The following is a 26,264-nucleotide window of genomic DNA, read 5'->3' on the forward strand; positions in this document are numbered from 1 at the left end:
TTGAAAGTTAGTGCTGTTTTGGCATCATTTGTATTTCGAAAAAATACCAGAATCCATAGGAGTCCAAAAACAGCATTTTTGTCCGCTGGCTTTTAAAGCACCATTAGCCCAAGAATTGCAGGTGTTTATTATGCTATAGCTGCCGTTTGCTTCATAAAAAGCATCTGTTTTACTGTAATTGGCATCGGTTTTTATCGGTAAAAAATTTCCTAAATCATCTTTTTGAAAACTTTCGGTAATGTATAAAATTAAGCGTCGATATTGCTCTTCACTGATCATTATCGACCTGCAGTCATCTCCTATTTTCATTCGCTTGTAATAAGTTGCATGAATGGCAGTAGTGCTTAATCCAGTTGCAGCTTTAAAGGCAACGGAAGCTTTTAAATCAGACCATTCTGGGGTTTCTAAATAAAAACCTTTATCTCCCCAGCCCATTGCAATATAAGTATAAGTAGAATCTGCTGCTTTTGTATTTTGAAATGAGACATATTTGCTCCAGTCTATTTGAGTACTTTTTGTTGGCATTACAATATCCGTATGAACACCATTTGTAAGAATAAATATTTCAACTTCAGGTTTTGTATTGGGTTCCTGATCAATTGTAATTTTCGAAAGCGTATAAGCTGATAGAATATACAATACTATAAATGCAAGAAAGACTGCAATTAATTTAAAAAAGATTCTTAATGTTTTTTTCAATTTGAAAAGGGATTGATGTTTTTTCAAATGTAATTAAAATAAGATATTAAAAGTCATAACCCTAAAAAAAAACAGGGTGTTAAATATTTAAATTAAAAGTTTCTTTTTTTTAGCGTTTATTTTCGAATTAATCCTTTATTATTCTGAATGTTTTCTTTGTAGTGCCATAGGTGACAATCGCTGTGTAAACCCCAGTAGCTAAATGATTATCAATCGTAATATTTTGATTGGTGTAAAAATCATTGCTGGAAAAACAGGTAATACCTTTCATATCAACTATTTTAAGCTGAATAGGTTCAGTAACTGGTGATTTTATTTGAATTTTTGTATCGGATGTAAAAGGATTTGGATAAAAAAGCACAGTGTTTTTTTCTGAGATTTTATCTGGAATTCCAAGAGTGCTTTCATCAACTGCATCAATATAATTAAAATTAAATTTCGATTTATAGTGAATTTTAATATAATTTTCTCCTTGTGGCAGGCTGATTCCAGTAACGATTTTGTCTGTGTAGATTTGAAGACCGCCTGTGGCTTCAAAAGTTTCGTCTGTTTTTACAATAACATCATTAACGCTAATATCAAACATACCTTTATTGAGTGATGCTACCCGGAAAGTCAATTGGTATGAGCCATTTTTTGCTACATTAATCATGTACTCACCCCAATCACCAGAATCAGCAAAGCATACATTTTGAGAAGTACCTCCATCAGTAGTGCTTTGAAGGCTAGTACCCTTGCGACGGTAGTGTTTGTTAGCAGTAATTCGGCCGGGAACATTCATTTTTTTAGTGGTGTAAGGAACATTAAGATATTCAGTTCCTATTGGTCTAATTGCGCCACTCGCAGGTCCAAGCAGCTGTCCTTCCAGCATATCTGTCCAGTTTGAGGGTACTCTGCAGGTAAACCAAGAATAACGATAAATATCGGGATCGTTTTCAAAAGAGGTCACGGTCTGTTTCATAAAATTTGTTTTGTCAGCCGCAGATTGTACTACGCGATTGGCAAATTCTGTAACCCAAATCGGAATATTGTATTTTTTTAATAGCGACGTGACTCCAACAATATCTCCTGCAGTTGCATCATATGTGTGAAATGCAATATAATCTACTTTGCAGGTAGGACAAAGACGAAAAAACTCATCGTGCCAAGCAATAGGGCTAGAATAGCCACCATAGTTGGATGGGCCGTTGAAAGCGGGAGAGGCACTTACGATTTCTAACCCCTTAGCAGTAGCTATTTTCTCAATATTTGGCCAGGCATTTACAGCTTCTTGCGGAGTTAATTTTGCACCATCATTAAAGTTAGGCTCATTAAAGGCTAATAAATATTTAGCTCCAGGTTTAATAGTGGCGATAAAAGCATCTGGATTGTTTATTTTACCCCAAGCCATTGCTACAAATTCAACCCCAAAACTTTCATAATTGGCATCAACTGTAGATTCTGGTACTGGAGACCAATTGTACCACCATGAAATCCCAGATTTCAATGCATTTAGATCTGCAGTACTATGCTTTCCATAAGCGACTCCTCTTTTTGGACTTACTTGCGCATGACAGTTATTGTAATATAAGGAAGCAATCAGCAAAATGATAGAAAGTATAATTTTAGGCATATTGTATTTAGTTTTTTTTGATTAGAATCAATTTTTCAAAAGTAGTTCAAGAACAAGTTTTTTGTAAAAATAAAATCTTATCAAAAACACATCATATTTGATCTTTATTAGCAATTCAGTTTATTTATTTGTTCAATATTTTAACAAAAGAATGGTGTTAAGCATGTTTGTATGCCCAAAAACTAAAAACATTTCTTTACTTTTGTGCCAATCAATTTTTGAGCTATGTACAAGATTTTTATACGTCCTATTCTTTTTTGTTTTGATCCGGAAAAAGTGCATTATTTTACTTTTTCACTAATTAGAATCATCTCAAAAATCCCAGGCATTCCATCTTTATTTAGATTTTTATATCAAGTAAATGACAAAAGATTAGAGACCGAAGTTTTTGGTTTAAAGTTTAAAAATCCGGTAGGTTTGGCAGCTGGTTTTGATAAGGATGCTAGTTTATATAGTGAACTTTCCAATCTTGGTTTCGGCTCTATTGAAATTGGGACTCTAACTCCAAAAGCACAGCCGGGAAATGAGAAAAAACGTTTATTTCGTCTAAAAGAAGATGCTGCAATTATTAACCGAATGGGATTTAATAATGGAGGAGTTCTTGAGGCGGTAGAGCGTTTAAAGAAAAACAAAGGTGTTTTGATAGGAGGGAATATCGGTAAAAATAAACTAACTCCAAACGAAGAAGCAACCTCTGACTATGAAATCTGCTTTGATGCATTATATGATTATGTAGATTATTTTGTTGTTAATGTGAGTTCGCCAAATACTCCAAATCTTAGAGCATTGCAGGAAAAAGAGCCTCTTACACAATTGCTGCAGACTTTACAAAACAAGAATTTAGCAATGCCAAAACAAAAGCCGGTATTGCTTAAAATTGCTCCAGATCTTACAGATGAGCAGCTGCTGGATATTATTGATATTGTAAAAGATACAAAAATTGCAGGAGTAATCGCTACCAATACAACCATTTCGCGTACTGGATTGAGTTCTTTAAATCAGACAGAGACTGGTGGTTTGTCTGGTAAGCCTTTAACTTCCAGGTCTACTGAGGTGATTCGTTTTCTATCTGAAAAAAGTAATAAAGCATTTCCAATTATTGGAGTAGGAGGAATACATTCTGCCGAAGATGCTTTGGAAAAATTAGAAGCAGGAGCAAGCCTTCTTCAATTATATACTGGCTTTATCTATGAAGGGCCAGCATTAGTTAAGGACATAAATAAAGCAATTTTAGCGAAAAAAAAATAGCAGGATAACTTTTTTCTTTCTTTATAACTCAAAACCTTTTTATATATTTGAATGTTATGGAGGCTATAAAAATTATTGAATGTCCACGGGATGCTATGCAGGGAATAAGAGCCTTTATTCCTACTGAAAGAAAAGTCGCTTATCTGCAGGCTTTGTTGAGAGTAGGTTTTGATTCCATCGATTTTGGCAGTTTTGTTTCGGCAAAAGCAATACCTCAAATGCAGGATACAGCCGAAGTTTTAGAACAGCTTGATTTATCTAAAACGACTAGCAAATTATTAGCTATTATTGCCAATGTTCAAGGAGCATCTTTAGCTTCTCAATATGATGCAATCCGATATTTAGGATTTCCTTTTTCGATTTCAGAAAATTTTCAAATGCGGAATACGCATAAAACGATCGCCGAATCTTTGGTGACGCTTGATGAAATTTTAAATATAGCTGATAAAACAAATAAAGAAACTGTTGCCTATCTTTCTATGGGATTTGGAAATCCATATGGGGATCCATGGAATGTGGAGATTGTTGCGCAATGGACCGAAAAATTAGCAGAAATGGGAGTGAAAATTTTATCCCTTTCCGATACTGTAGGCAGCTCTACACCAGAGGTAATAGAATATTTATTTTCTCATCTAATTCCGAAATACCCTCAAATCGAGTTTGGAGCACATCTTCATACGACTCCTAACAAATGGCTGGAAAAAATTGACGCCGCCTATAAGGGAGGCTGCCGGCGTTATGACGGAGCTATCCAAGGTTTTGGGGGCTGTCCAATGGCTTCGGATCATTTGACCGGAAATATGCCTACAGAAAAATTACTTTCGTATTTTACTGTTCAGAAAGAAATTACTAACTGCAGTCCGATGAGTTTTGAAAGTGCTTATAATGAGGCTTCAAAATTATTTGGTGAATTTCATTAATATTTGCTGTTTATTGAATTTAAGTATAGGCTGCAATTTATCTGAAGGGTTAAGATAAACAGTATTATTTTAAATGTAAGGTATTCCGTTTTATAGGTGTTATTAATTCTCATTAAAAATAAAATAGTCTAGTCAAGTGGTTTTTAGCTTAAGATTGTGTATATTTGCACGCAATTCAACTAGAAATTGCAACATGAAAGCACACGACTCCAAGATTATCGGTGAAGGTTTAACTTACGATGATGTACTATTAGTCCCTAATTACTCAAATGTTCTTCCCCGCGAAGTGAGTATCCAATCAAGATTTTCCAGAAATATTACACTTAATGTCCCTATTGTATCTGCTGCTATGGATACAGTTACCGAAAGTTCTATGGCAATCGCTATGGCACAAGAAGGAGGAATTGGTGTTTTGCATAAAAACATGACTATCGAACAGCAGGCAGCCAAAGTACGTAAAGTAAAACGTGCTGAGTCTGGAATGATTATCGATCCAGTTACTTTATTATTGACTTCTACCGTTTCGGATGCTAAAGCTGCAATGAGAGAATATGGTATCGGCGGTATTCCGATTGTGGATGAAAATAAAATTTTAAAAGGGATTGTTACCAATAGAGATTTACGTTTTGAAAAAAATGGTTCAAGACCTATTGTTGAGGTAATGACCAGCCAAAACCTAGTAACTGTTGCCGAAGGAACTTCATTAGAAGAAGCTGAGGTAGTACTGCAGGGTCATAAAATTGAAAAATTACCTGTTATAAATGATAAAAACGAGCTGGTTGGTTTAATCACTTTTAGAGATATTACCAAATTAACTCAAAAACCAAATGCTAATAAAGATAAATTTGGACGTTTGAGAGTAGCTGCCGCTCTAGGAGTTACTGCTGATGCTGTTGATAGAGCAACTGCTCTAGTAAATGCTGGTGTTGATGCTGTAATTATCGATACAGCTCACGGACACACTCAAGGTGTTGTAGATGTATTGAAAGCTGTAAAAGCTAAATTTCCAGAACTAGATGTAATTGTTGGTAATATTGCCACGCCGGAAGCTGCTTTGTTTTTAGTAGAAAATGGTGCCGATGGTGTAAAAGTAGGAATTGGACCTGGTTCTATCTGTACAACAAGAGTTGTGGCAGGAGTTGGATTTCCTCAATTTTCTGCAGTGCTTGAAGTTGCAGCAGCTATAAAAGGAACAGGAGTTCCGGTAATAGCTGATGGCGGTATCCGTTATACAGGGGATATTCCTAAAGCTATTGCTGCTGGTGCTGACAGTGTAATGCTAGGTTCATTATTAGCAGGAACAATGGAATCTCCAGGAGAAACTATCATTTTCGAAGGAAGAAAATTCAAATCCTACAGAGGAATGGGGTCTGTTGAAGCCATGCAGGAAGGATCGAAAGACCGTTATTTCCAAGATGTGGAAGATGATGTTAAGAAACTGGTTCCAGAAGGAATTGTTGGCCGTGTACCGTATAAAGGAGAATTAAACGAAAGTATGCAGCAATTCGTTGGCGGACTTCGTGCCGGTATGGGATACTGCGGTTCCAAAGATATCGCAACTTTACAGAATACAGGACGTTTTGTTCGTATTACTGCCAGCGGAATCAACGAAAGCCATCCGCATGATGTAACAATCACAAAAGAAGCTCCAAATTATTCGAGATAAAATAATCTTAAAGGCGAAAGTCTAAAAGTCAAAAGGTGCAGGATTTAGTTCTTGCACCTTTTTTATTTTTTTAACTACTTGTTTAAATGTAGTTTATTCCTAATTTTAATACTATAAATAGTTGTTTAGCTGTGTTAATTTAGTTTGCAAATTGAGAACTTTTAATTAAATTTGTCCAATGAAAATCCTTGTAAAGAAAACCGTTTTATTTTACACTGAAACATATCCAATAGCAAAAACATCATTGTTGATATGGTATAATGAATTTTCAAAGCAGGATTTTTGCAATTTCAATGAACTCAAGCGGGTGTATGGAAACGCAAGTATAATCAACAATGAAAGAGTGGTTTTCAATATCAAAGGAAATGATTTTCGGTTAGTTGTTTCGGTTAATTTTTTGCAGACCGCCTGTTATGTCATTTGGTTTGGGACTCATAAAGAATACGATAAGATAAATGTTGCAACAGTTGCGTTTAATACAGCAATCTTAATCAAGAAAAAAGGATAATTATGAATTGGAAAGTATTAAAAACCGAAGAGGATTACAATAAAGCTTCCTTGCGATTAATGGAAATATTCCATGCAGAACCTAATACTTCACTAACTGATGAATTAGATCTATTACTGGTTTTAGTTAAAGATTATGATGACAAACATTATCAGCTGCCAGAATTGGATGCTCTGGAAGTAATCAAATACAAAATGCAGGAAATGGGGTTGAAAGCCAAAGATTTGGAACCTATAATAGGGAGCAAGGGACACGTTTCCGCCATTCTTTCTGGCAAGCGTGACATCACCTTGAAAATGGCGCAAAAACTAAAGAATTATTTTAGTATTCCGGCGGAAGTTTTTCTGCATAGTGCTTAAATAGCAAAGTACTGATAGTCTTAAAGACGTAAGTCTAAAAGTCAAAAGGTGTAGGATTTAGTTCTTGCACCTTTTTTGTTATGATGTGACCGAGGTTGATCTTTCTAATAATGTGTTTCAGCATTTTAATTGCCACTAGGTTGTCAATGCTGACTAAGGAAGCATTTCCATAAGTAATTCTGCAAAGAATTGGACTCCCAAGTACAAAACCATTTTTCTATTAAGCCAATTGCCCAAATCCGTTGTAGTTATTGGCAGATAGCCGTATTTGTTTAATTATATTGGCTGTTTTGATTAAGTTTAATTGTTTTCATAATCTCTTTATAATTTTCAAAATGGTCAGGACTGATTAATATTTTTTCATTTGTTTTTAGAATTAATATAGTTTCGTAATATCCTAAAGTTATTTCACCAGCATCACTGCTCATTCCTTCAACTTTTTCTAAACGAACTTCTTTAATGTCACTGAATAATATTAATTTCTCTTTGTTGATAAAAATGGGAATTTTCAATATTCCATTTTTAACTACTCTAATTTTATAGATTTTCCTAATATCGTTTTTCAGTATTATAAAAGATATTGCTAATATTATCAATGAAATTAATATTATTACCCATTCATTTCTAACGAATCCCATATTCATTAGTAAACAGCAAATAGCTAATAAAAATATAAATCCTGAGATTTTCCTTAAAATAAATAATGTTCTAAATTCAGAGGTTAATTCCATTTTACGCTTCTTTTATTCTCCGATTTTAAACGGTTTCTGCCAACGTTCTGGTACTACAGCGGGTTTGGGATTAAATTAAGCCCTATTTTCTGATTTGCCAAATCATACCAAATACAAGACCATCTTTTCATTAAGCCAAATGCCCAAATCCGTTGTAGTGGCTGTTAGCGGTAGTACTATCTATATGTAGCTATAGTTTCCGGATTGACTAGTTCGTGAATAAAAGGAATATAATTAAATGAACCACGTCCATATCTAATTTTATCTTTTGAGTTATTCATAAATGAATTCAACTTTTCTTGTAATTCTTGTTTTGTTTTTATATTGAATATTTTTTTTATTTTTTCAAAATGCTTTTCAGAAGTTATTTTTTCAAAGAAATTTGTGTTAGACCTTTCTCCGTATAAATAAGTATTAGGAAACCAAGTATCATAAATACTATTCTTGTCTAAATAACTAACGAAATAACATAATGTATCAGCTAAAATTACATCTTCTTTTTTTAAATTTTCTGATAAATTTGTAATTATATAATCTCCAAATCCAGTTATTTTATTATAAACTTGATAACTGTAATTTTCTAAATTTTCGTGATAATTATATAAAAAAACAAATGATTCCGGTTCAGATTTACTTTTATATTTGTCTTTTTTGTAATATTTTGAATGTAACAAATCTGCAACCAATTCATAATTTTTGTTTTTTAAACAAACGGCTATTGTGTATATGAAAAGTTCGTGAAAAATAATTTTAAATATTTCAAATCTTGTTGCAGTCCAGCTTCCAATTTCCTCTCTTGGGATATTAAATATTGGAGCATTTTCAAAAAATTCAATTAATGTTTCCTCTGAGTTATCAATTTCGTTAGAAGAAAGAATGTCAACAAATTTTATGTAATCTTCTCGTAATGGTTTGTATGATATCAAACTATTGAACAATTGTTCTCCATATAAATTAAAATTATTTGGTGTATCCTTTTGTTCAAAATTCCATAAGTTCTCTAAAAATAAATCTATAAAATTGTTAAGTTCTTTGGCAGAAACTGAATTGTTTTTTTTTAATTGATTTTCAATTGTTCTTAGTTTATTATTTGTTTCAGATAAATTAACCGTTCTGTCTGTAATGTAAACAGGTGGTTTAGTTCCAAGTTTTGGTTTTGGTATTGAAGGAACTTCGAGAATATTTCTTAAAAGTTCTTCATAGCTATCTTCAAAACTTTCCACTCTAGAAAAATCAATATATTTTCTACTTTTTAAATAAATAGGAAGGAAAGGCTCTCCATTTTCATCTCTTTCTAATACAACTGGAATAAATTTTTCTTGCTTTTCTTTTGAATAGATATTTGGAGTGATTATTTGAGTTTCAGTTCCAACTCCACCTTCTCTTATATTTGCTTTTTCTGTATATTTTTTATTTGAAATAATAAGAACTCTAAATATTTCTTCAGATTTCACCATTTCTTCCATAAAACTATAAATGTCGTGTCCATCTTTTAACGACCATCTGTCTAATACAACATCTACTGTGTCATTCATTAATCTTGTTGCCAAGTTAACTATCCATTCTTGATCTTCACTGTTTCCCCAGCTATAAGATATAAAAATTTTTTTATTCATTGATTCTTTAAAGTTGTTGAATTCTTCTCATTTTGTGCGTATTGCCGCTAACTGATAAATATACGCTACAATACCAAATTCAAGATGGATTATCGCAATAAACCCATCATATTACACTTCTTTCAAATATAAAAAATAATAATTATAATCCTATAAAAGTTTTTTTCTCGATCTGCTATTATTTTATCTTCTGAAAACTTTGGTATAGCCTTAAAAGATGACAATTTACAGTCAGAAGACTGTAATTGGTTGTTAGTTGATCTAAATCCGCAGTTAGTTGTAACAATGTTAGTGACTTTACTATAACTAACCGCGGATTTAGGTCAACTAACTGAAGATTTGCCTCAACTAACCTTGATATACTTACAACTAACTTAAAAATTCTTACAAATATTGGTATTTTGATTATTTCTAAACCTAATGACAGAATGTTTGCCTGTAATCTGAGTTTTACTTAATCCGGTATTATAACATACAGTAGCAAAATTTAGACTTAGTGTTATCGGCTGGTATTTTTTAACCTCCAGATTGCTCCATTTTTTGTTGTAAACTTTTCTAATTTTCTATCCAGAACTAATTCGTCTAAATGTTTTTCGCTTTCATTTCGATCGGTATTTGTTAGTTCTGAAAATTCCTTTGCTGTTAATGAATTATATTTTGTAAAAATAGATGTCCAGGTTTTGTTATAACTCGTTTTGGAAGCAGAAGGAAATACTTTAAGCAGCGCATTTTCAAATGTACTGTATGGTTTTGAACCATACACTAATTCTTTATTTACTGCCGTGTTTGTAAATATCATTGTCGGAAAACCTCTTACGCCTAGTTCTTTACCCAATTTTAAATCTTCTTCAAAAAGTTCCTTTGCTTTTCCTTCATAATCAGTTTTAAATTTTGCAATATCAAGTCCGGCATTTTTTGCTGCTAGTTCCAGATGTTCCCATTTTGTAATATTCTTTTTTTCAAGAAAAACCATTTCTCTTATTTCGCGAAGAAACAAAACGGCTTTTTCAATATCTTGAATCTGTGCAGCTTTAAAAGCAATGGAAGGCGGATAAGACGAGGATAATGGATCTTCCAGCCAAACGCTTCCATCAATAGGCATGTCATAATAAATGCTGACTTCGTCCCAATGATGGGCAACATCGGAGGGCTTGCTTATACCACCGCTATTGTAATTCCAATCAGGAAGTAAACCGCCCATTCTGTATTCAATATCTATACTGTTTCCATATTCTAATTTTAATTTTCGAAGCTGCGGTTCAATACCCCAGCAGGAGGAACAAATCGGGTCTGTATAGTAAATTATTTTCACAGGTTTTTTATCTGACTTTATCAGACTGCTGTCTGCTGTATTTGTATTGTCTGCAGGTATTTCACAAATACCGCTTTCTGGGTTGCATAGTAAAGGATTGCTGTTTTTCATTTTGTCTTTGGTTTGAGCCTGGCAGCCACTGTTGCCAAGCATAATTAATATCATTAGTATTTTTAGTATCATTAACTGAATAATTTTTTGGAATGTGCAGTGCTGGCATATTCTTCCATTTTTATAATTATATCACGTGTTGTTTTGTTCATTGCATTTAAGATTTAAATTGCTGCTATTTGTGCAAAATTAAAATACCTTAAACGTTCATTAGTTATGAGTTTCCTTTTTGATAGTACTTTCCTCTTGGGAACTACATGTAAAAAGAATAATTTTGCAGTATAAAAATCCACAAGATGAAAAAGAATGCTCAAATAAATTCAACACGAGTTTGTCAGGTAAGGATGCAGGCCATAAGCGATGCTATGAGTTTGTTGTCCGGCAAATGGAAATTCCATATTTTAGGCACACTCATTGAAGGAAATACATTGGGTTTTATGGATCTGCTGAGGGAAATAAACGGAATAGGCACTAAAATGCTGTCAAAAGAACTTCAGGATTTAGAAATAAATAATTTGATAAGCAGAACAGTGATGAACACAAAGCCTATTACTGTTGAATATTCAATTACTGAACAAGGGAAAACTCTTTTGCCTCTTATCGATGAATTAGCAAAATGGGGTATTGATTACAGAAAATCGGTTTATCATAAAATATAAATACTTTTTTTGGACAGCAGCTTACTTTAAATTAGTTCTAAGAAAAACAAAAGGCTGTCGTTTAGCCCCGATCGAAGTGGAAATCCTTATAAGCCGGGGTTCGGCTTATAAGATTTGAAACGGAGAGCGGGAGGGAAGCTGTTCTGAAATCCTATTGTTCTGCTCCTGATATGGCTTATGGATATAAAAAAAACACCAGCCTTTCGGCCAGTGTTTCTGTATATACAAATGCTGATGATTTAATCATGAACCAAATCCCACAGCAGTTTTTTATCTCCTACGATCCATAAAATATCGTCTTTTTCAAGAATAATATTCGATTCGGGATTTAGGGTTCGCTTGCCTCTTTTCTCGATGCCAACGATTACGCCCTTGGTTTTTTCTCGAAGCCTTGATTCTTTGATACTCTTGCCATGAAATACATGGTTTTTCAATTCAATTTGGCGCAGTACAATATCCGGTTCGACAACTTCGGGAGAGACATCCATTTCGTGCTGATCCAGGTATTTTTTAAACTCCTGTACTTGAGCATCGGTGCCAATAACGCAGACTTCATCTCCGGGAAATACACGTTCGTTTGCATCCGGTATATGTATCATGACTTCACCTCTTTTTATCGAAACGATGTTAATACCTAGATTCTCCCTAATTTGTAAATCTTTCAGCGATTCGCCGGCAATATTCGATTCGGCAGCTATATCAAAAAATGCCATGTGTCCGTCCCAAGGAGATAGATCGCTTCGGCTTCTTTTGGCTTTTGCGATTTCTCTGTCGTTTAAATTGGTCAGGAAGTGATTTTCTATTTTATGATATTGTATGTGCAGTTTTCTTTGGAAAATCAAATAGATTACTACTGCAATTATCAATGCAATTAATGCGACCTGCGGGGAGAAAAATATATTTAGCAATAAACCTATAAAGAAAATGGACAGTACGATGCGGACGAAAAAAAGCATGGTCAGCGGACCGCGTGATTTACGGTCGTACATTAATTGCTCTACTTCGGCTGTTGCCACACGCCTAAATGCAAGCGCCCATAAAAATGGTGATAGTATTACCAGAATTATTAATGCTCCCAGTGTGTTTCCTAAATGATAATCATTTACCAGCGGGAGAATAAATCGGGAAGAAAGCAGGATAATGGCAAGAATGATTACCACGAGCACAATCACTTGAATCAAAAAGGCATTGATTACCGTCTGCCATAAGCTCACCGTTTTTATTGCCTGCGTACTGGCCGAGTAACGTTCTATACGTTTTGTCCATTTGCGCGGGAGTTTATGTGCCAGATATTCTGAAAACGGCTGCGAATATTTAATCATAAACGGAGTCGTAAAAACGGTTACCGCCGAAACTGCTACTACAATGGGATATAAAAAGGTATTTGTAGCCTTTAATGTTACTCCGAGAGTCGCAATAATAAACGAGAATTCCCCAATTTGGGATAAACTCATACCGGTTCTGATGGAATCTTTGAGCGGCTGTCCTGATAATAAAGCGCCAATAGTCGAACTGATGGACTGCCCAAAAATAGTGACAATGGAGAGAACAATTACCGGTATAGCGTGCTCGTACAAAGCATCGGGATTGATTAACATACCGACAGATACAAAAAAGACTGCGCCAAAAAAATCTTTTACAGGTTTTATAAGATGTTCAATATGTTCGGCCTGAGTAGTTTCGGCAATTATAGATCCCATAATGAAAGCACCAAGAGCTGGCGAAAAACCTGCATTTGCCGCCAAAATTACCATCATTAGGCAAAGTGCCAATGAAATAATAAGCAACATTTCGTCAGTAAGCAGATGTTTGGTTTTTTTGAGTACCGTTGGGATAATGAAGATACCGCCCAAAAACCAAAGCACAAGGAAAAATACCAATTTTAGTACAGACATTAAAAGCGCACCTCCAGAAAACTGATTGCTTACGGCTATTGTCGATAATAACACCATCATTAAAATGGCAAGAATATCTTGAACTATAAGTGAACCAATGACGATTCCGGCAAACCTTTGGGTCTTGACACCTAGTTCGTCAAATGATTTTAGAATGATGGTTGTCGAAGATATCGACAGAATTACACCCAGAAAGATACTGTCCATCTTGGGCCAGTCAAGCCATTGACCGACACTGTAACCAACCAGGCACATGCTTATAATCTGGACTCCCGCAGTGATAGAAGCGGTGCCTCCGACTTTCATCAGCTTTTTGAAACTAAATTCGAGCCCCAGACTAAACAGTAAAAATATGATTCCAATCTCTGCCCAGACTTCAACACTTTTAATGTCCTTTACCGATGGAAAAAAGTCGAAATGATTCCCTGCCAAAAAACCAGCAATAAGATAACCAAGTACTAACGGCTGTTTTAGTTTTCTAAAGATTAAAACAGCAATTCCTGCCGTCATTAATATTAATCCCAGATCGGTTATTAAAGGTTCAAGGTGGTGTGCAGTTTCTGTTGTTTCGGCTAATAGACTCATAGGCTAGGATTGTAATTTGTAGTTGTAAAAAACGATTATGGCTAATTTACAAAAAAAGATTTTTTTTTAGGATTTAACGGCAGCTCCTTTTGAAATTTTAACCTCGAATTATGAAATTAGCGCAAGGTTTTACTGAGAATTACGCTAAGTTCGCAAAGATTCTCTTGTTATGGAGTTAAGTTTAAAATTTTTCTCGCAAAGACGCGAAGACGCAAAGATTAGAATGTCTTTCTTTGCGTCTTCGCGTCTTTGCGAGATTTTTTTAAGGAACTTTGTGTGCCTTGCTCTTCCTTTGTGAACCTTGCGGTTAAAAAAGTATCACGCAAAAAAAAAGCTACCCTGAAAAGGATAGCTTATTAGTTATTAGCCTAAAGCTTATTGCTTAAAGCCTACAGTCATAATATTAAATTCCTATAAAATTACTTGGCGTTATTTGTAGTAATTCAGCTTTGATTTCATCTGAAACCTCTAACGTTCCAATAAAGGCATGAATAGAATCTTTTGTAATCGCTTCATTGGTTCTTGTCAAACCTTTCAAAGCTTCATAAGGATTTGGATAGGCTTCTCTGCGTAAAATTGTTTGAATCGCTTCGGCAACAACCGCCCAGTTTTTCTCCAAATCTTCGTGGAATTTAGATTCGTTTAGTAATAATTTGTTCAAACCTTTCAAAGTAGCTTCAAAAGAAATGATTGTATGTCCCATCGGTACACCAATGTTTCTTAGAACAGTACTGTCTGTTAAATCGCGCTGCAATCTTGACACAGGCAATTTAGCTGATAAATGCTCGAAAATGGCGTTCGCAATTCCTAAGTTTCCTTCCGAGTTTTCAAAATCAATCGGATTTACTTTATGTGGCATAGCAGAAGAACCAATCTCTCCCGCTTTAATTTTCTGCTTGAAATATTCCATCGAAACATACGTCCAAATGTCTCTGTCTAAATCAATAATGATAGTGTTGATTCTTTTCAGCGCATCAAAGAACGCTGCAAAGTGGTCGTAATGTTCAATTTGTGTTGTTGGAAAAGAGTGGTGTAAACCTAAATTTTCCTGTACAAATTTAGTCCCGAACTGTTTCCAGTCAATCTGCGGATATGCTACGTGGTGCGCATTGTAATTTCCGGTAGCACCGCCAAATTTAGCTGCAAACGGAATGTTAAAAAGCAAACGCATCTGCTCTTCCAAACGCTCTACAAAAACAGCAATTTCTTTACCCAAACGAGTAGGAGAGGCAGGCTGTCCGTGCGTGCGTGCAAGAAGCGGAACCGAAGCCCATTCTTGACTCAATTCCTTTAATTTAGAAATCACAGCAATCAATGACGGCATATAAACCTGCTCAAAAGCATCTTTAGTTGAAAGCGGAATAGCAGTATTGTTAATGTCCTGAGAAGTAAGTCCAAAGTGGATAAACTCTTTATGTTCAGACAAACCTAGTTTTTCAAAGGCATCTTTTATGAAATACTCAACCGCTTTTACGTCGTGGTTGGTTACTTTTTCGGTTTCTTTAATCCAAAGAGCATCTTCGGTAGAAAAGTTTTTATAAATGTCACGTAAACTGTCGAAAAGATTAGGGTTTACGTTTTTTAATTGTGGCAAAGGAACTTCGCATAAAGCAATGAAATATTCAATTTCGATTAATACGCGGTATTTGATTAATGCTTCTTCAGAGAAAAAAGGAGCCAGAGATACTGTCTTATTTCTATAACGACCATCGATTGGTGATATAGCATTCAATTCGTTTAGAGTAGTCATTTTTTTGTTGTTTTTTCGAAAGGCACAAATATAATGAGAATTTAGGGATTAGGGGTGTGAAATTTAAGCTTAAACAAAGAAATTAGTTATAAAAAATACAATCATGAATTAAAATGAAAGATTTAAAATTATCAGATCGTATTTTAAAAAAAGTATTTTGAAAATATAGTTATATTTGTTTAACAAAATGTAAGTTATAAATGAACAATATTAAAAATGTTTTCAGTATCAAGGATCTTGAAAATCTTTCTGGTATAAAAGCACATACTATCCGGATTTGGGAAAAGCGATACAACGTTCTTCAGCCTATGCGTACTGATACCAATATACGTTTGTATTCTTTGCCAAGCCTTCAGAAACTATTGAATATTACCCTGCTGCATGATTATGGGTATAAGATTTCTAAAATCGCAACCTTTGCAGATGAAAAAATAGTCGAAATGACGCTTGAGATTATTTCGAACAAAAATGCCAAAAATCATGCTGTCAACGCTTTTAAGATGGCGATGATGAATTTTGATCAGGAGCTTTTTTCTAATACCTATAATTGGCTGATGGAAGATAAATCTTTTAAGGAAATTTTTCATCAGGTATTTATTCCGTTGGTGGATGAGATTGGCCTGTTGTGGCAGACAGATACGATTACTCCAGCGCACGAACACTTTATAAGCTGTTTGGTATTAAAGAAAATATTGGTAAATATTGAAAAAGCAGAAGAGGTTAAGCCAATTAAAACGGATAAGGTTTACGTGTTGTCGCTTCCGCTTAATGAAATTCATTCATTAGGATTGGTATATCTGCATTACGAAATAGTTTCCAATGGATATAAAGTGATTTATTTGGGTGAAAGTCTGCCGTTAACTAATCTCAAAGATTTAAAGAAGCATTTTAATTCCATTGTTTTTCTGTCTTATTTTTCGGTGCAGCCAGATCGTGAATATGTGGATGATTATGTTAAAGCTATGGCAGAAACGCTTTTGGGTGACGGCTCACAGATTTGGCTTATTGGAAAGATGACACAGTATATAAATCTTAGTTTACTTCCTGCGGATGTTAAAGTTTTTAATTCCATTCCTGATTTAGCAGAAAACATTTGATTTTTTGTTTAAGATTTTTGTACATTTGTTAAACAAATGAAAAAATCAATATCAATAATCGGTTCTGGGTTTTCGGCAATGGCTGCAGCTTGTTATTTGGCTAAAAGCGGTCATGAAGTAACCGTTTACGAAAAAAATGCTTTAATAGGAGGCAGAGCCCGCCAATTGAAAGCGGAAGGATTTACTTTTGATATGGGACCAAGCTGGTACTGGATGCCCGATGTTTTTGAACGTTTTTTTGCTGATTTTGGTAAAAAAACAACCGATTATTATGAGCTTATAAAACTCTCACCTGCCTATAGAGTCTATTATGGAATTGATGATTTTATTGCAATAGCTGATAATCTGACACAAATTGCAGCTGATTTTGAAGCGATCGAAGAGGGAAGCGGACAAATTCTACAGGAGTTTATGCGTGAAGCCAAAAGCAATTATGATATCGCCATCAAAGATTTAGTGTATCGTCCGGGTGTTTCTCCATTAGAATTAGTAACTGTAGAAACTGCTAAGAAAGTCGGTCAGTTTTTCAGTAATATCAGTAAAGACATCCGAAAGAAATTCAAAAACGAAAAACTCATTCATATACTTGAATTTCCTGTTTTGTTTCTTGGTGCAAAACCATCTGATACGCCTTCATTTTATAGTTTCATGAATTATGCTGATTTTGGTTTGGGAACTTGGCATCCTAAAACAGGTATGTTTGATGTCGTTCGGGCAATGGAAAGCCTGGCTGGAGAATTAGGAGTCACTTTTGTAACCAATGCCAATATTGAAAAAATCAATGTCGAAAATAAAATAGCCCGATCCATTGAAGTCAATGGGAAAACAATTCCATCTGATATCATTTTGAGCGGTGCCGATTACCATCACACCGAAACATTATTGGATATTAAACATCGTGCTTATTCTGAAAAATATTGGGAAAGCCGAGTTTTTGCGCCGTCTTCTTTATTATTCTATATCGGATTTAATAAAAAATTAAAAAACATTTCGCATCATGCTTTATTCTTTGATGTCGATTTTGACGAGCATGCCAAAGCTATTTATGATGAACCGCAATGGCCGAAGGAACCTTTGTTTTACGCCAATTTCCCATCACTGACAGACACATCAGCCGCTCCAGAAGGAATGGAATCTGGTTTTTTTCTGGTTCCTCTTGCGCCTGGAATTGAAGATACCGAACATTTACGCAACGAATATTTTGATAAAATAATTGAGCGTTTCGAAATTTTGACCCAACAAACGGTGAAAAGTAATATTATATTCAAACTGTCATTTTGCAAAAATGATTTTGTTTCGGAGTACAATTCATATAAAGGAAATGCTTACGGAATGGCAAATACGCTTTTGCAGACAGCCTTTTTGAGACCAAAACTCAAAAGCTCCAAAGTAAAGAATTTATATTTCACAGGGCAGTTAACCGTTCCCGGTCCAGGCGTTCCTCCAGCATTGATTTCTGGAAAACTGGTCTCTGAATTAATAGATAAACAACTTTTAAATCAATAGATTATGAAGCAATTATTTGACGATGTGTCCTTTAAGTGCAGTAAATTGGTGACCAAGAATTACAGCACTTCGTTTTCTATGGCGGTTTATATGTTGGCGCCCAGCATTCGTGATGCCATTTACAGCGTGTATGGATTTGTGCGTTTTGCCGATGAAATAGTGGATTCTTTTCATGGCTATGACAAAGAGAATTTGATCAATGATTTTGAAGCGGAATACTACAAAGCCATGAAATCAGGTATCAGTTTAAATCCGATTTTGAATTCTTTTCAGCAAACAGTCAAGGAATATAATATATCGGACGATATGATTCAGGCATTTCTCAAGAGTATGAAACTCGATTTAATCAAATCCGATTATCACAGCAGAGAGGAATACAACGAATACATTTACGGTTCTGCCGATGTGGTGGGGTTGATGTGTCTCAAAGTGTTTGTAAAAGGAGATGAAGCCAAATACGATCAGCTGAAAGATCAGGCAATGAGACTGGGTTCGGCTTTTCAAAAAGTGAATTTCCTTCGGGATTTAAAGGACGATAATTTACTGTTGAACCGTAATTATTTTCCCGGTATTGATTTAAAATCTTTCAATGAATATTCAAAAAAAGCAATCATCGAAGAAATCGAAGAAGATTTTAGAATTGCTTATCAGGGAATTAGAAAACTGCCTTTGGAAGCGAAATTTGGTGTTTACACAGCTTATGTCTATTACAAAAAACTGCTCAAAAAACTGGCGCATACTCCTTGTAACGAAATAGGGAATGCAAGAATTAGGGTTTCTAATTATTCCAAAGCAGGATTGTTGGCGCAATCTTTCGTATCTTATAAGCTGAAATTAGTGTGATTATTTTGGAGCAGAAAGATTTGGCATTTATAGGAGAGATTTGTCCCGCTATCCACTACAATCTCTTGTCCTGAACCCCAGGACAAGAGGATTTTCGTTTCTATCGGGGCTAGTAGGAAATATTTTTGCTTTTTAGAGATTATCAAAAGTTGAAAAACGAAAAATCGAGTACAAAATGAATAGGTTTGATAGTTTCCTGCAAGGTTTTTTTTCAAACCTTGTAGGTATTAGGATTATAGGATTAACAATACCTACAAGATTTTGGAAACCTTGCAGGATTAAAAATCTAATCCTATTTACAATTGAAAAATAATTTAATAAAAAGAATATGGTTTCTTTTCTGATTTTTTTAGGTATTTTTTTATTCATGGAATGTGTCACTTGGTTCACGCACAAATACGTTATGCATGGATTCATGTGGTATTTTCATTCTGATCATCATCAGCCAAAATACGCACATACTTTTGAGCGCAATGATATTTTCTTTGTCATTTTTGCTATTCCGAGTATTGTTCTTTTTTATTTTGGAGCAGAGCAGGGTATGAATTATCTCTTTTTCATAGGTCTGGGAATAACTGCCTACGGATTTTGTTATTTTATGATACACGATGTTTTGATTCACCAGCGTTTTAAGTGGTTCAAAAACAGTAAAAACAAATATTTGATAGGATTGAGGAAAGCACATAAAGTACATCATAAACATTTAGGGAAACATCACGGAGAATGTTTTGGAATGCTGTTTGTGCCTTTTAAATATTACAAAATATAGTATGTCTTTATACCTTTTTTTAAATATAGCTTCGTTCTTAATTCCGTTTTTATACAGTTTCGAAAAAAGAATGAAATACAGTAATCGCTGGAAAGTAATTTTTCCCGCTTTGCTGATAACGGCTGTCTTTTTTATTGCTTGGGATATTATTTTTGCCAGAATAGGCGTTTGGAGTTTTAATCCCAGATATCATTATGGAATAGAATTTTTTGGCTTACCCATTGAAGAATGGTTGTTTTTTATCTGCATTCCGTATGCTAGTTTATTTATCCATTTTTCTTTTCAATATTTCTTGCCCAACGTGGCTTTGAGTGACAGCACTGTGAAAAAAGTTTATTGGATTTTGATGATTTTCATTGTTTCTGTGATTGTATTGAATTTCAATAAATGGTACACTTTTGTCAATTTTAGTGTGTTTATTCTAGTTTTAACAATAGCGGTTTTTAAATATCCAAAGATTTTAAAAACCTATTTTATTACTTTTTTAATCATTTTGATTCCGTTTTTAATAGTGAATGGAATTCTTACCGGTAGTTTCATAGATGAACCGGTCGTTTTTTATAATAATAACGAAAACTTAGGCATCCGATTGGGAACAATACCTATTGAAGATGTAGGTTATGCTTTTACGATGTTATTGATGAGTTTAGTTTTAATTGAAATAATGGATACAAAAAATGAAAGTGTATAAAAAAGAAAGTGTACAGCATATCAACGCAACTTTGGATGAATGCTGGGCTTTTTTCTCGAGTCCCGAAAATCTGCAGAAAATAACCCCAAAAAGTATGGGATTTGAGATTACCGATTTTGATGGTCAATCGATGTATGCGGGACAGATTATTCAATACAAAATTTCGCCTCTTTTGGGATTAAAATTAAATTGGGTTACTGAGATTACGCAAGTAAAAGACAGAGCTTATTTTATAGATGAACAGCGTTTTGGTCCGTATAGTTTTTGGCATCATAAACATTTTTTTGAAGCGACTCTAAACGGAGTAAAAATGACCGATGTTGTCCATTATGCATTGCCATTTGGTTTTCTGGGTAGAATTGTAAATGCTTTAATCGTTAAGAATAAACTCAGCGAAATTTTTGATTATCGTTTTCAGAAAGTTAACGAACTTTTTAATTCAAAATCCTAACAGGTTTTCAAGATCTGTTAAGTATCATTAGGCACCAATCTTTCAATTAAAAATAATGATAAAACAAGAAGTAGTAATTTTTTGGTTCAGGCGCGATTTACGTCTAGAAGATAATGTAGCGCTGTATCATGCTTTACAGTCTGAACGTCCTGTAATTCCGTTATTTATTTTTGACACGGATATTTTGAATAGTCTGCCAAAAAATGACGCACGTGTTGGTTTTATACACGAGTCACTCCAAAAAATAAATGCAAAAATAAACGCAATTGGATGTTCTCTTTTAATAAAAAAAGGAAGAACAGCTGAGGTTTGGAAAACACTCTTTGAGGAATATACTATTTCAGCAGTTTTTTTAAATAAAGATTATGAGCCATATGCCATAAAGAGAGATTCGGTAATTGAAACATTAGCAAAAGATAACAATGCTTCTTTTTTTTCTTTCAAGGATCAAGTGATCTTCGAAGAACTTGAAATTACAAAATCAGATGGATTACCTTATACGATTTATACGCCGTACAAAAACAAATGGCTGGAAAAATACAAAGCGATGGCACCGCTTCAAGAGTATATAACTCTTAATTACTTATTTAATTTCTGCAAAAGTAATTTCGATTTCCCCACTTTACAGCAAATAGGTTTCGAAGCAAATAGTATAAAAGTCTTGCCTCATAATCTCACACAAATTACAAATTATCATCAAACACGGGATTTTCCTGCAGCGGACAGCACTTCATATTTGTCGCCGCATTTGCGTTTTGGAACCGTCAGTATCCGAAAGTTAGTCAATTGGGCAGTTCGTAAAAATGATGTTTTTCTTAGTGAATTGATTTGGCGGGAATTCTTTATGCAAATCTTATTTAGTTTTCCAAAAGTGGTTACTCATAATTTCAAATCGGCTTATGATGGCATTCAGTGGCGTAATAATGAAGAAGATTTCAAGCGCTGGTGTACAGGAACTACAGGATATCCGATGGTCGATGCAGGTATGCGCCAGCTTAATGAAACTGGATATATGCACAATAGAGTGCGTATGGTGACAGCGAGTTTTTTATGCAAGCATCTGCTTATCAGCTGGCAGTGGGGCGAAGCTTATTTTGCCGAAAAATTACTTGACTATGATTTGTCAGCCAATGTGGGCAACTGGCAATGGGCCGCCGGAACGGGTTGTGATGCAGCGCCTTATTTCAGGGTTTTTAATCCCGATATCCAGCTCAAAAAGTTTGATGAAAAAGGAATTTACATTCGCCAGTGGATTCCAGAATTCGATTTGGGTTACGGTGAGCCAATGGTCGACCATGCATTTGCCAGAGACAGAGCTATAGCAGTTTACAAAGCTGGAATTTTAAAGTGATAGATTTACATAGTATATTTTAAGTATTATTTGTGTATAATTCGCTTACGTTTAACTTCTTATTAATACTGTTAAAAAAAGCATTGGCTTATATTTGTATCTGTGATAATTGACTTCCTCAAATTTTTTTAAAATTATGCAAAAAAATGTTTTAATTACAGGAGGTACCGGCTTTATAGGAAGGTATCTGACTAAAAAATTATTGGAAAGAGATTATACAGTTTCTATACTTACGAGAGACCGCAGACCAAACACAGATAAGGTTTCTTATTATACTTGGGACGTAACTGCACAAAATATTGATGAATCGGCGGTTTATAATGCCGATTATATTATCCATTTGGCTGGCGAAAATATAGCCGAAGAAAGATGGACTTCTAAAAGAAAAGCAGCCATTCGGGATAGTAGAATACAATCTGCACAATTGATTTATGATACTTTAAAAAAACTGAACAAAAGAGTCGATGCTTTTGTTTCGGCTTCGGGGATTGGGTATTATGGAGCGGTCAATGGAGAAGGTATCTGTACCGAAAATACTTTGCCTGCAGATGATTTTGTGGGAACTGTTTGCCAGGATTGGGAAAATGCAGCCGATTTGATGGTAGGCTTAGGTATTCGCACTGTAAAGATTCGAACGGGCTTGGTCTTGGGGAAAAATGAAGGAATATTAAAAAAACTAAACCCAATCTTTAAAAAAGGTCTGGGTAGCGCATTAGGTTCAGGAAAGCAGTATATGCCTTGGGTTCATGTGCATGATTTGTGCATGATGTATATTGAAGCTATAGAAAATGGAAAAATGACAGGCCCATATAATGCTACTATTAATGATAGTACCACCAATTTAATTTTCTCTAAAGAATTAGCTAATTCGTATGGTTTTTCAATTTGGCTACCCAAAGTACCAGCTTTCTTAATCCAATTAGTCCTTGGCGAAAGAGCAACGCTGCTTTTGACAGGAAGAAGAGTTTCTTCTGATAAAATAAAAAAATTAGGATTTAGATTTCAATTTAAAAATCTTCCAAAGGCAATTAAAAACTGTATAAAATAGCACTAGTTCAAAACGCAGACAATCTGGGTATTTACTTTTTTTGAAATCTTGGCAATTACAATATTTGGGATTTCAATATTGAAATCATCAGTGTTAAGCGTGAAATTGGAGTTTATGAGGATTCCGTTTCCCGCCTTTTTAATTTTTGCAAGAACAGTTATCATACGTGATTCTCCATGAATCGTTATTTTTCCCTTTATAAAAAAATCTTTCTCTTCCTCGGTGATTAGCTTTAAGTCAAATTTTTCGATGATTCCTTTAAAAGTAGCTTTAGAATAGCGGTCGCTTTCCATGTAATTGGTATTGAAGTGCTCCTGCATCAAATCTCTTTTAAATTTGAATTTTTTGATAACGGCTGTAAAAGTTATTTCACTTTTATTGGGTAACAGGGTACAGTTCACATCATTATTTTTGGCCTCAACAGCCTCAAACAGCGGTACGGATGCTTCAAAGAAAATAACACATTTTGATGTGCTGAATTTATTTTGTGCATTAATGGGATAAAGAACAAAAAGCAGAACTAATAGAGTAAAATTTTTCATGATCTTGTCTATTAAAGGTTGTACTTAAAGTTACGACATATTTATGATAACAGTCATAAAATTGCGCCAAAAATAAAGCCAATATAAAAGTTTATTCTTCTATATTGGCTTTTGTAAATGATATATAAAATCTTGAGAAAAGACTGTTTTTTCTATTAGAATTTAATCTAGATTAATCTGGATATTGTACTTTTTTAAACCCTCTAAAGTTTCTTTTGAAGTATAATTAAAAACTTCTTGATGATGATCACGTTCTTTTTTTAGCGCAATTTGTTTTAATGAATTGCAAAAACGTTTTACATCTTCAAAATTGGAAAGAATTAAACCAGGCACAGGTACGCTGTTGCCTTCATTATCTTTGGCAACCATCGTGAAGTAAGAGGAATTACAATGTTTTTTATAACCGGTTTGAATATTTTCGGCTTCTACTCGGATTCCTACAACCATAGAACTTTTTCCAACATAATTTACAGAGGCTTTCATTGTCACAAGTTCACCTACTTCAATAGGTTTTAAAAAGTTTACAGTATCTACCGAAGCCGTTACACAATAATTTCCTGAAAATTTGGAACCGCAGGCAAAAGCGATTTGATCTAAAAGCGATAGGATATAACCTCCGTGAATTTTTCCGCTAAAATTGGTATGTGAAGGCAGCATCAATACTGAAATACTGACATGTGATGAAGCAACTGTTTTGAAAATTTTGTCCATAGATTTATTTTTGGTGAAAAGACAAAGCTGTCTTTAATTGTATTGGTTAAAGTTATTGGTTTTGTTCGCTGTGCAGAGGTTTAGTTTTTTAATGATTTAGTTTAAAAGCGAACTTTCATCAGTTTCGGCTCTTTTTAATATGCTGTCAGGAAGTGCTTTTTTAGCTTTGGCTCCCATTTTTTTAAGTTTTTCGACACTGGTAATCAAGTTTCCTTTTCCTTCTACAAGTTTATTCATAGCTCCTTGATATTCTACCTTACTTTCTTCAATTTTCTTTCCAATTTTGATTAAATCGGCAACAAAACCTTCAAATTTATCATATAAAGCGCCCGCTTGGCGCGCTATTTCAAAAGCATTTTCCTGCTGTTTTTGGTTTGCCCACATACTGTCTATGGTACGTAAAGTGGCCAATAGGGTAGAAGGAGTGACGATGACGATGTTTTTTTCAAAAGCTTTATTATACAGAGCAGTATCTTCGTTAAGCGCCAATGCAAAAGCAGGTTCCATCGGAATGAAAAGCAATACGAAATCGGGACTTTCTATCTGGTATAAATCGTGATAGTTTTTGGATCCCAATTGGTCCACGTGGCTTTTAATCGAATTGACATGTTCTCTTAGATAGGTTTTCTTTAAAATTTCATCTTCTTCGTTGATAAATTTTTCATAAGCAGTTAAGGAAACTTTAGAATCGACGATCATTTTTTTACCATCAGGAAGATTGATGACAACGTCCGGGAAAACTCGCTGGCCTTCTTCATTAACGTGTGATTGCTGTACATGATATTCCCTGTCTTTTTCCAGTCCTGATTTTTCCAGAACCCGCTCCAGTACCAGTTCGCCCCAGTTTCCCTGCATTTTACTGTCGCCTTTTAGGGCTTTAGTCAAATTCAGGGTTTCTTTGCTCATCTGTGCATTCATTTCGCTTAGGCCTAATATCTGCTGGCGTAAAGCGGCATGGTAATCAATACTTTCTTTATGAGTATCTTCTACTTTCTTTTCAAATAAATGAATTTTATCCTGTAGCGGCGTCAGGATGTTTTTCATGTTTTCTTTGTTTTGCTCAGTAAACTTATTCGATTTTTCTTCTAATATTTTATTGGCAAGATTTTCAAATTCTTTGGTGAATTTCTCCTGTAGTTTTTCAACTTCGTCTTTTTGCTCTTTATTGCGTTCCCATAGATTTTCAAAATCAACTTCTTTTTTAGAAAGCTGAATGGCTAAACTGTCTTTCTCATTTCGGATATTTTCTTTTTCAGCATTGGATGCTTCCAATTGTTTTTCGAAAGCATTTTTATCCAATAAAAATTGTTCTTTCTGCTGGATTAATTGTGAATTTACAGCAATTAGTTTCTCTTCCAGACTTACTCTTTCTGACTGAAATCTAGCAGAAAAGATTAGTTTGCCAATGAAAATACCTATTGCAAGCGCAATAATAAAAACCAATAATGACGGAAGGATTGTTAACATAAATGTCTTTTTTTTAAAAAGACAAAAGTACGCATTAATACGTAGTGCTTAATTTTAAAAAATGAAATTTCACGAATTATTAAAAATCTGATGCTAAATCAACATTTTTATTTTTCA

The 26,264-nt window shown here is 34.4% G+C and carries 24 protein-coding genes; 14 read left to right on the forward strand and 10 right to left on the reverse strand.

The window, feature by feature from the left end:
* Positions 1 to 24 precede the first annotated feature (24 nt).
* Positions 25 to 699 carry a TIGR02117 family protein gene (locus tag C8P67_RS17955; RefSeq protein WP_115814566.1) on the reverse strand — a complete coding sequence of 225 codons (675 nt, stop codon included), beginning with the start codon at positions 697 to 699 and terminating at the stop codon, positions 25 to 27.
* A gap of 127 nt (positions 700 to 826) precedes the next feature.
* Positions 827 to 2,311 carry a glycosyl hydrolase gene (locus C8P67_RS17960; RefSeq protein WP_115814567.1) on the reverse strand — a complete coding sequence of 495 codons (1,485 nt, stop codon included), beginning with the start codon at positions 2,309 to 2,311 and terminating at the stop codon, positions 827 to 829.
* A gap of 225 nt (positions 2,312 to 2,536) precedes the next feature.
* Here C8P67_RS17960 and C8P67_RS17965 point away from each other — a divergent pair, with 225 nt between their 5' ends.
* The 5 genes from C8P67_RS17965 (at position 2,537) to C8P67_RS17985 (ending at position 7,012) form a co-directional block, all read left to right on the forward strand.
* Positions 2,537 to 3,559 (forward strand): quinone-dependent dihydroorotate dehydrogenase, encoded by a 1,023-nt coding sequence (locus C8P67_RS17965; RefSeq protein WP_115814568.1) that lies wholly within the window; start codon positions 2,537 to 2,539, stop codon positions 3,557 to 3,559.
* Between the two features lie 56 nt (positions 3,560 to 3,615).
* The gene (locus C8P67_RS17970) at positions 3,616 to 4,479 is read left to right on the forward strand and encodes a hydroxymethylglutaryl-CoA lyase (protein ID WP_115814569.1); all 864 of its coding nucleotides are present in this window, start codon (positions 3,616 to 3,618) and stop codon (positions 4,477 to 4,479) included.
* Between the two features lie 193 nt (positions 4,480 to 4,672).
* Positions 4,673 to 6,145 carry an IMP dehydrogenase gene (gene guaB / locus C8P67_RS17975; protein WP_115814570.1) on the forward strand — a complete coding sequence of 491 codons (1,473 nt, stop codon included), beginning with the start codon at positions 4,673 to 4,675 and terminating at the stop codon, positions 6,143 to 6,145.
* 178 nt (positions 6,146 to 6,323) lie between these two features.
* Positions 6,324 to 6,653 (forward strand): type II toxin-antitoxin system HigB family toxin, encoded by a 330-nt coding sequence (locus C8P67_RS17980; protein ID WP_115814571.1) that lies wholly within the window; start codon positions 6,324 to 6,326, stop codon positions 6,651 to 6,653.
* 2 nt (positions 6,654 to 6,655) lie between these two features.
* Complete coding sequence (locus tag C8P67_RS17985) at positions 6,656 to 7,012, forward strand: helix-turn-helix domain-containing protein (RefSeq protein ID WP_115814572.1); 357 nt, start codon at positions 6,656 to 6,658, stop codon at positions 7,010 to 7,012.
* A gap of 272 nt (positions 7,013 to 7,284) precedes the next feature.
* Here C8P67_RS17985 and C8P67_RS17990 read toward each other — a convergent pair whose 3' ends face one another.
* The 3 genes from C8P67_RS17990 to C8P67_RS18000 all read right to left on the reverse strand — a co-directional run bounded on the left by C8P67_RS17990 (position 7,285) and on the right by C8P67_RS18000 (position 10,782).
* Complete coding sequence (locus C8P67_RS17990) at positions 7,285 to 7,743, reverse strand: hypothetical protein (RefSeq protein ID WP_147298253.1); 459 nt, start codon at positions 7,741 to 7,743, stop codon at positions 7,285 to 7,287.
* Between the two features lie 176 nt (positions 7,744 to 7,919).
* Complete coding sequence (locus C8P67_RS17995) at positions 7,920 to 9,359, reverse strand: toll/interleukin-1 receptor domain-containing protein (RefSeq protein ID WP_115814574.1); 1,440 nt, start codon at positions 9,357 to 9,359, stop codon at positions 7,920 to 7,922.
* Between the two features lie 499 nt (positions 9,360 to 9,858).
* Positions 9,859 to 10,782: a ClpXP adapter SpxH family protein gene (locus C8P67_RS18000; RefSeq protein ID WP_115814649.1), complete on the reverse strand. Its 924-nt coding sequence runs from the start codon at positions 10,780 to 10,782 to the stop codon at positions 9,859 to 9,861.
* A 296-nt stretch (positions 10,783 to 11,078) separates the two neighbouring features.
* On the opposite strand from C8P67_RS18000, the gene C8P67_RS18005 reads away from it, so the two are divergent.
* On the forward strand, positions 11,079 to 11,441 hold the full coding sequence (locus tag C8P67_RS18005; RefSeq protein ID WP_115814575.1) for a winged helix-turn-helix transcriptional regulator: 363 nt from the start codon (positions 11,079 to 11,081) through the stop codon (positions 11,439 to 11,441).
* A gap of 239 nt (positions 11,442 to 11,680) precedes the next feature.
* On the opposite strand, the gene C8P67_RS18010 is transcribed toward C8P67_RS18005, so the two are convergent.
* Positions 11,681 to 13,921, reverse strand: a complete 2,241-nt coding sequence (locus C8P67_RS18010; protein WP_115814576.1) for a cation:proton antiporter domain-containing protein — start codon at positions 13,919 to 13,921, stop codon at positions 11,681 to 11,683.
* Positions 13,922 to 14,324: 403 nt separating this feature from the next.
* A complete protein-coding gene (gene purB, locus C8P67_RS18015) occupies positions 14,325 to 15,671 on the reverse strand; it encodes an adenylosuccinate lyase (protein ID WP_115814577.1) in 1,347 nt (448 codons plus the stop codon).
* Between the two features lie 200 nt (positions 15,672 to 15,871).
* Between purB and C8P67_RS18020 the strand changes: the two genes are divergently transcribed.
* The 8 genes from C8P67_RS18020 to C8P67_RS18055 all read left to right on the forward strand — a co-directional run bounded on the left by C8P67_RS18020 (position 15,872) and on the right by C8P67_RS18055 (position 23,427).
* The gene (locus C8P67_RS18020; protein WP_115814578.1) at positions 15,872 to 16,768 is read left to right on the forward strand and encodes a MerR family transcriptional regulator; all 897 of its coding nucleotides are present in this window, start codon (positions 15,872 to 15,874) and stop codon (positions 16,766 to 16,768) included.
* A 36-nt stretch (positions 16,769 to 16,804) separates the two neighbouring features.
* On the forward strand, positions 16,805 to 18,274 hold the full coding sequence (locus tag C8P67_RS18025) for a phytoene desaturase family protein (RefSeq protein WP_115814579.1): 1,470 nt from the start codon (positions 16,805 to 16,807) through the stop codon (positions 18,272 to 18,274).
* Between the two features lie 3 nt (positions 18,275 to 18,277).
* A complete protein-coding gene (locus C8P67_RS18030; protein ID WP_115814580.1) occupies positions 18,278 to 19,117 on the forward strand; it encodes a phytoene/squalene synthase family protein in 840 nt (279 codons plus the stop codon).
* 328 nt (positions 19,118 to 19,445) lie between these two features.
* Positions 19,446 to 19,886 (forward strand): sterol desaturase family protein, encoded by a 441-nt coding sequence (locus C8P67_RS18035; protein ID WP_115814581.1) that lies wholly within the window; start codon positions 19,446 to 19,448, stop codon positions 19,884 to 19,886.
* 1 nt (position 19,887) lies between these two features.
* The gene (locus C8P67_RS18040) at positions 19,888 to 20,577 is read left to right on the forward strand and encodes a lycopene cyclase domain-containing protein (protein WP_115814582.1); all 690 of its coding nucleotides are present in this window, start codon (positions 19,888 to 19,890) and stop codon (positions 20,575 to 20,577) included.
* Entirely contained in the window at positions 20,564 to 21,028 is a 465-nt protein-coding gene (locus tag C8P67_RS18045; RefSeq protein WP_115814583.1) for an SRPBCC family protein, read from the forward strand. The genes C8P67_RS18040 and C8P67_RS18045 overlap by 14 nt, the downstream gene beginning before the upstream one ends.
* A gap of 55 nt (positions 21,029 to 21,083) precedes the next feature.
* Positions 21,084 to 22,379 (forward strand): cryptochrome/photolyase family protein, encoded by a 1,296-nt coding sequence (locus C8P67_RS18050; protein WP_115814584.1) that lies wholly within the window; start codon positions 21,084 to 21,086, stop codon positions 22,377 to 22,379.
* A gap of 136 nt (positions 22,380 to 22,515) precedes the next feature.
* Positions 22,516 to 23,427 (forward strand): TIGR01777 family oxidoreductase, encoded by a 912-nt coding sequence (locus C8P67_RS18055; protein WP_115814650.1) that lies wholly within the window; start codon positions 22,516 to 22,518, stop codon positions 23,425 to 23,427.
* Positions 23,428 to 23,429: 2 nt separating this feature from the next.
* Here the strand turns inward: C8P67_RS18055 and C8P67_RS18060 are convergent, their stop codons facing one another.
* From C8P67_RS18060 to rmuC, 3 genes are all read right to left on the reverse strand, one after another.
* Positions 23,430 to 23,969: a YceI family protein gene (locus tag C8P67_RS18060; RefSeq protein ID WP_115814585.1), complete on the reverse strand. Its 540-nt coding sequence runs from the start codon at positions 23,967 to 23,969 to the stop codon at positions 23,430 to 23,432.
* Between the two features lie 162 nt (positions 23,970 to 24,131).
* Positions 24,132 to 24,680, reverse strand: a complete 549-nt coding sequence (locus C8P67_RS18065; protein WP_115814586.1) for an acyl-CoA thioesterase — start codon at positions 24,678 to 24,680, stop codon at positions 24,132 to 24,134.
* 96 nt (positions 24,681 to 24,776) lie between these two features.
* Entirely contained in the window at positions 24,777 to 26,147 is a 1,371-nt protein-coding gene (gene rmuC / locus C8P67_RS18070) for a DNA recombination protein RmuC (protein ID WP_115814587.1), read from the reverse strand.
* Positions 26,148 to 26,264: the final 117 nt, after the last annotated feature.

Source organism: Flavobacterium aquicola, from assembly GCF_003385115.1.
GTDB classification, from domain to species: domain Bacteria; phylum Bacteroidota; class Bacteroidia; order Flavobacteriales; family Flavobacteriaceae; genus Flavobacterium; species Flavobacterium aquicola.

What these genes read in the sequence shown, in the direction of transcription:
- C8P67_RS17960 (WP_115814567.1), bottom strand. Translation starts at nt 2,311, where the DNA reads ATGCCTAAAATTATACTTTCTATCATTTTGCTGATTGCTTCCTTATAT.
- C8P67_RS17965 (WP_115814568.1), top strand. Translation starts at nt 2,537, where the DNA reads ATGTACAAGATTTTTATACGTCCTATTCTTTTTTGTTTTGATCCGGAA.
- C8P67_RS17970 (WP_115814569.1), top strand. Translation starts at nt 3,616, where the DNA reads ATGGAGGCTATAAAAATTATTGAATGTCCACGGGATGCTATGCAGGGA.
- guaB (WP_115814570.1), top strand. Translation starts at nt 4,673, where the DNA reads ATGAAAGCACACGACTCCAAGATTATCGGTGAAGGTTTAACTTACGAT.
- C8P67_RS17980 (WP_115814571.1), top strand. Translation starts at nt 6,324, where the DNA reads ATGAAAATCCTTGTAAAGAAAACCGTTTTATTTTACACTGAAACATAT.
- C8P67_RS17985 (WP_115814572.1), top strand. Translation starts at nt 6,656, where the DNA reads ATGAATTGGAAAGTATTAAAAACCGAAGAGGATTACAATAAAGCTTCC.
- C8P67_RS17990 (WP_147298253.1), bottom strand. Translation starts at nt 7,743, where the DNA reads ATGGAATTAACCTCTGAATTTAGAACATTATTTATTTTAAGGAAAATC.
- C8P67_RS17995 (WP_115814574.1), bottom strand. Translation starts at nt 9,359, where the DNA reads ATGAATAAAAAAATTTTTATATCTTATAGCTGGGGAAACAGTGAAGAT.
- C8P67_RS18000 (WP_115814649.1), bottom strand. Translation starts at nt 10,782, where the DNA reads ATGAAAAACAGCAATCCTTTACTATGCAACCCAGAAAGCGGTATTTGT.
- C8P67_RS18005 (WP_115814575.1), top strand. Translation starts at nt 11,079, where the DNA reads ATGAAAAAGAATGCTCAAATAAATTCAACACGAGTTTGTCAGGTAAGG.
- C8P67_RS18010 (WP_115814576.1), bottom strand. Translation starts at nt 13,921, where the DNA reads ATGAGTCTATTAGCCGAAACAACAGAAACTGCACACCACCTTGAACCT.
- purB (WP_115814577.1), bottom strand. Translation starts at nt 15,671, where the DNA reads ATGACTACTCTAAACGAATTGAATGCTATATCACCAATCGATGGTCGT.
- C8P67_RS18020 (WP_115814578.1), top strand. Translation starts at nt 15,872, where the DNA reads ATGAACAATATTAAAAATGTTTTCAGTATCAAGGATCTTGAAAATCTT.
- C8P67_RS18025 (WP_115814579.1), top strand. Translation starts at nt 16,805, where the DNA reads ATGAAAAAATCAATATCAATAATCGGTTCTGGGTTTTCGGCAATGGCT.
- C8P67_RS18030 (WP_115814580.1), top strand. Translation starts at nt 18,278, where the DNA reads ATGAAGCAATTATTTGACGATGTGTCCTTTAAGTGCAGTAAATTGGTG.
- C8P67_RS18035 (WP_115814581.1), top strand. Translation starts at nt 19,446, where the DNA reads ATGGTTTCTTTTCTGATTTTTTTAGGTATTTTTTTATTCATGGAATGT.
- C8P67_RS18040 (WP_115814582.1), top strand. Translation starts at nt 19,888, where the DNA reads ATGTCTTTATACCTTTTTTTAAATATAGCTTCGTTCTTAATTCCGTTT.
- C8P67_RS18045 (WP_115814583.1), top strand. Translation starts at nt 20,564, where the DNA reads ATGAAAGTGTATAAAAAAGAAAGTGTACAGCATATCAACGCAACTTTG.
- C8P67_RS18050 (WP_115814584.1), top strand. Translation starts at nt 21,084, where the DNA reads ATGATAAAACAAGAAGTAGTAATTTTTTGGTTCAGGCGCGATTTACGT.
- C8P67_RS18055 (WP_115814650.1), top strand. Translation starts at nt 22,516, where the DNA reads ATGCAAAAAAATGTTTTAATTACAGGAGGTACCGGCTTTATAGGAAGG.
- C8P67_RS18060 (WP_115814585.1), bottom strand. Translation starts at nt 23,969, where the DNA reads ATGAAAAATTTTACTCTATTAGTTCTGCTTTTTGTTCTTTATCCCATT.
- C8P67_RS18065 (WP_115814586.1), bottom strand. Translation starts at nt 24,680, where the DNA reads ATGGACAAAATTTTCAAAACAGTTGCTTCATCACATGTCAGTATTTCA.
- rmuC (WP_115814587.1), bottom strand. Translation starts at nt 26,147, where the DNA reads ATGTTAACAATCCTTCCGTCATTATTGGTTTTTATTATTGCGCTTGCA.